The 3,567-nt window shown below is 60.6% G+C and carries 4 protein-coding genes; 3 read left to right on the top strand and 1 reads right to left on the bottom strand.

What is annotated here, in order from left to right; all coding sequences use genetic code 11:
• Positions 1–261 (bottom strand): hypothetical protein (locus tag ACYVDE_RS17520; protein ID WP_460502839.1); only part of this gene is annotated, 261 nt, incomplete at its 3' end.
• Positions 262–579: 318 nt separating this feature from the next.
• On the opposite strand from ACYVDE_RS17520, the gene ACYVDE_RS17515 reads away from it, so the two are divergent.
• The 3 genes from ACYVDE_RS17515 (at position 580) to htpG (ending at position 3,378) form a co-directional block, all read left to right on the top strand.
• A complete protein-coding gene (locus ACYVDE_RS17515) occupies positions 580–927 on the top strand; it encodes a hypothetical protein (protein ID WP_460502838.1) in 348 nt (115 codons plus the stop codon).
• Positions 928–939: 12 nt separating this feature from the next.
• On the top strand, positions 940–1,398 hold the full coding sequence (locus ACYVDE_RS17510) for a hypothetical protein (protein WP_460502836.1): 459 nt from the start codon (positions 940–942) through the stop codon (positions 1,396–1,398).
• A 150-nt stretch (positions 1,399–1,548) separates the two neighbouring features.
• Positions 1,549–3,378 (top strand): heat shock protein Hsp90 family protein, encoded by a 1,830-nt coding sequence (gene htpG / locus ACYVDE_RS17505; protein ID WP_460502835.1) that lies wholly within the window; start codon positions 1,549–1,551, stop codon positions 3,376–3,378.
• The last annotated feature ends 189 nt before the right edge of the window (positions 3,379–3,567 follow it).

Genomic DNA, 3,567 nt, shown 5'->3' with positions numbered 1-3,567 from the left:
GTAGCGCGGTGCCACCCGGGGGCAGGGCATGGCCACCGGCACCGCAGCCTGGTAGGCTACGTCGTAGAACTGCTCAACCGGGCAGTGCTGGTGCTGGGCGCTGACGAGCGCCTTGCCCGTGCGCCGGAAAGCCGGGGCCTGGGCCGGTTCTTCGGTAGTGTGCTCGTGGCGGTGCAAGGCCAGTACCCACGCCTCGGGCAGCAGCGTGCGCACGAGGCACAGCAGCAGCAGCCAGGAAAACAGGATACGGGGAGTTTGCACAATACAAAGGTGCGGCGAAAAGGCGCCAATCCAAATACAAGTCGTGAAACAGCTTCTACGGTTGCGGCTATAAAAAAAATAAATTTTCCGGGGTACTCTCTATCCAACCCGCTCTGGTTTGCCGTTATAGTGCCGTATCTTTAACTCCCCGCGGCAATAATGCCCCTTTTTCCCGTGATAATTACGTCAATTCCTGATTTTGCTATACAATACGACGAGGAGTTACGCTTACTGCGCGTGGAATGGGCTGCGGGTGACGATATGCGGAACCTGCGCACTAGTGCGCTCCAGCTTCTTGGCCTTTACCAAGAACTGGGCATGCATCACCTGCTGCTGAACGTAAATACGTTTCCGGACATCTCGGTGTATGACCAGGTGTGGCTCGGAGTACATTGGATGCCGGGGGTAGTAAAACAGCCGTTTAAGCGCGTGGTACTCATCAACAACCGCCACCGCGTGCACAATCAGATGGCCATCGATTCCATCATTGCAATGATGCGCCCGTTCATCAAGTTCGATATCCAATTCTTTCCGAACCCGGCCTCGGGCATGGTGTGGCTGAGCGATTTATCGCCGCGCCTGCCCGCGCTCATGGCCGAGTGGAATGCGGTGTACGCACCGGATACAGAGTCGTCGCTGAAAACAATTCAGCCCGACCTGCGGTAGCTTGTAGCTGCCGTGATACTCCCTGTCCAACACAACTTTCTGATTCAGCACGACCCCGAGGTGCGGCTGATGCGGTTTAAGTGGGTGGGGGCACCTGCGGCCCAGCTGCTGCGCGCCGGCATGCGCTACTCGCGCGATTTGGTAGCCCGGCTGCGGCCGCATTTTGTGCTGGTCGATTTTCACGGCATGCCACCCATCGAGATGCGCGACGAACTCTGGATGTCAGTGCACTGGTTTCCGCGGGTGTCGCGCCGGCCGCTGCGTGGCGTGGCCGTTATCTATAGCTCCGGGCAGCTGCACAACCAGATGGCCGTGGAGGCCATGCTCTGGGTGGGCCGCCACCTGATGCACTACCAGCTGCAGGTGTTCGAAGATGCGCTTTCGGCCTACGATTGGTTTACCGGCGGCGATGCCGCGGCTGGCCAGCGCCTGGTAGCCGAGTGGGAGGCTGCCGCGAAGCCCGGACAGTAAGTCCGCGCCGTGCCCTGCCGGGCTCCCCCGCCGCTGTCAACCTGACAGCCTTGCGGCCCTTGGAACATGGTTTGACTACCGCCGTAGCCAGTCGCCGACGCCCCCGGGCCCGGCCATTCCGTCTGTATCCAACCGTTTCCAACCCGTCCCATGCAAGAAACCGGCTCTATCTCCATCCACACCGAGAACATCTTCCCCATCATCAAGAAGTTCTTGTATTCCGACCACGAAATCTTCCTGCGCGAGCTGGTGTCGAACGCCGTCGACGCCACGCAGAAGCTGAAAAGCCTGGCCCAGCTGGGCGAGTACCAGGGCGACCTGGGCGAGCTGAAAGTGCGCGTGACCGTGGACAAGGAAGCCCGCAAAATCACGATTTCCGACCACGGCCTGGGCATGACGGCCGAGGAAATCAAGAAGTACATCAACCAGATTGCCTTCTCCGGCGCCACCGAGTTTGTGGAGCAGTACAAGGAGAAGGATGCCAACGCCAAAGACCAGATTATCGGGCAGTTCGGCCTGGGCTTCTACTCGGCCTTCATGGTGGCCAAGGAGGTGAAAATCTGGTCGAAGTCGTATAAAGCCGACACCCTGACGGCCCACTGGACCTGCGACGGTAGCACCGAGTTCACCCTCGAAGAAACCGAGGGCGAGCACGCCAAAGCCGAGCGCGGCACCGACGTGGTGCTGCACGTGGCCGACGATTCCGACGAGTTCCTCGAAACCGAGCGCCTGCGCAGCATCCTGGCCAAGTACTGCCGTTTCCTGCCCATTCCGATTGAGTTCGAGGGCGAGCTCATCAACGACACGAACCCCATCTGGACCAAGCAGCCCTCGGAGCTGACCGACGAGGACTACAAGAAGTTCTACCAGGAGCTCTACCCCATGAGCGCCGACGAGCCCCTGTTCTGGATTCACCTGAACGTGGACTACCCCTTCAACCTGACGGGCATTCTCTACTTCCCGAAGGTGAAGGACGAGCTGCAGTTCCAGCGCAACAAGATTCAGCTCTACTCGCGCCAGGTATTCATCACCGACGAGGTGAAGGACGTGGTGCCCGAGTTCCTGATGCTGCTGCACGGCGTGATTGACTCGCCCGACATTCCGCTGAACGTGAGCCGCAGCTTCCTGCAGGCCGACGCGGCGGTGAAGAAAATCAACACCTACATCACCAAGAAGGTGGCCGATAAGCTGAGCAGCCTGTTCAAGCAGGACCGCGCCGGCTACGAGGAGAAGTGGAGCGACATCGGCCTATTCGTGAAGTACGGCATGCTGAGCGACGACAAGTTCTACGACAAGGCGAAGGACTTCGTGCTGCTCAAGAACGTGGACGGCAAGCTGTTCACCCTCAACGAGTACACCGAGCACATCCAGGCCAACCAGAAGGATAAGAACGACAACACCGTCATTCTCTACACCAACGACGCCGAGGCCCAGCACAGCTTCGTGGCGGCGGCGAAGGAGCGCGGCTACGATGTGCTGAACTTCGACCAGGTGCTCGACCCGCACTTCGTGGGCCTGCTGGAGCAGAAGCTCGAAAAAACCAGCTTCAAGCGCGTGGACGCCGACACGCTGAGCAAGCTCATTGAGAAGGACGACGCCACTGAGAGCGTGCTGAGCGAGGACGACACCAAGAAGCTGGAAGAAACCTACACCGGCGCCATTGCCAACCCGGCCATGCACGTGAAGGTGGCCGCTCTGAGCCCGCAGGACGCCCCGGTGGTCATCACCCAGAACGAGTTCATGCGCCGCATGAAGGACATGCAGCGCACCGGCGGCGGGGGCGGCATGCAGATGTTCGGCGCCTTCCCCGAGAGCTACGACGTGACCGTGAACGCCAACCACCCGCTGGCCGCCAAGGTGCTGGCCGACGGCGGCGACCAGCTCGCCAAGCAGGCCTTCGACCTGGCCCTGCTTTCGCAGGGCCTGCTCAAAGGAGAGGCCCTCACGGCCTTCGTGAAGCGCAGCACCGAGTTGCTGTAGCCGTTCACCTCACCCCCCGACCCCCTCTCCGGCGGAGAGGGGGTCGGGGGGTGAGGACGATTGTGTTCAAAGAAAAAGCCTGCTTTTCAGCAGGCTTTTTCTTTTGGTCCGGTTCCGGGTTGGTGCAGGCGCGTAGCCGGTGCCCCCTCTCCGCGGGAGAGGGGGTCAGGGGGTGAGGTTGACGGCAGG

This window comes from Hymenobacter agri (genome assembly GCF_054778495.1).
This window is presented reverse-complemented; position numbering and strand designations above follow the sequence as displayed.

Bases quoted from the DNA above. Each gene is read 5' to 3' on its own strand.
- htpG (WP_460502835.1), top strand. From the start codon at position 1,549: ATGCAAGAAACCGGCTCTATCTCCATCCACACCGAGAACATCTTCCCC.
- ACYVDE_RS17515 (WP_460502838.1), top strand. From the start codon at position 580: ATGCATCACCTGCTGCTGAACGTAAATACGTTTCCGGACATCTCGGTG.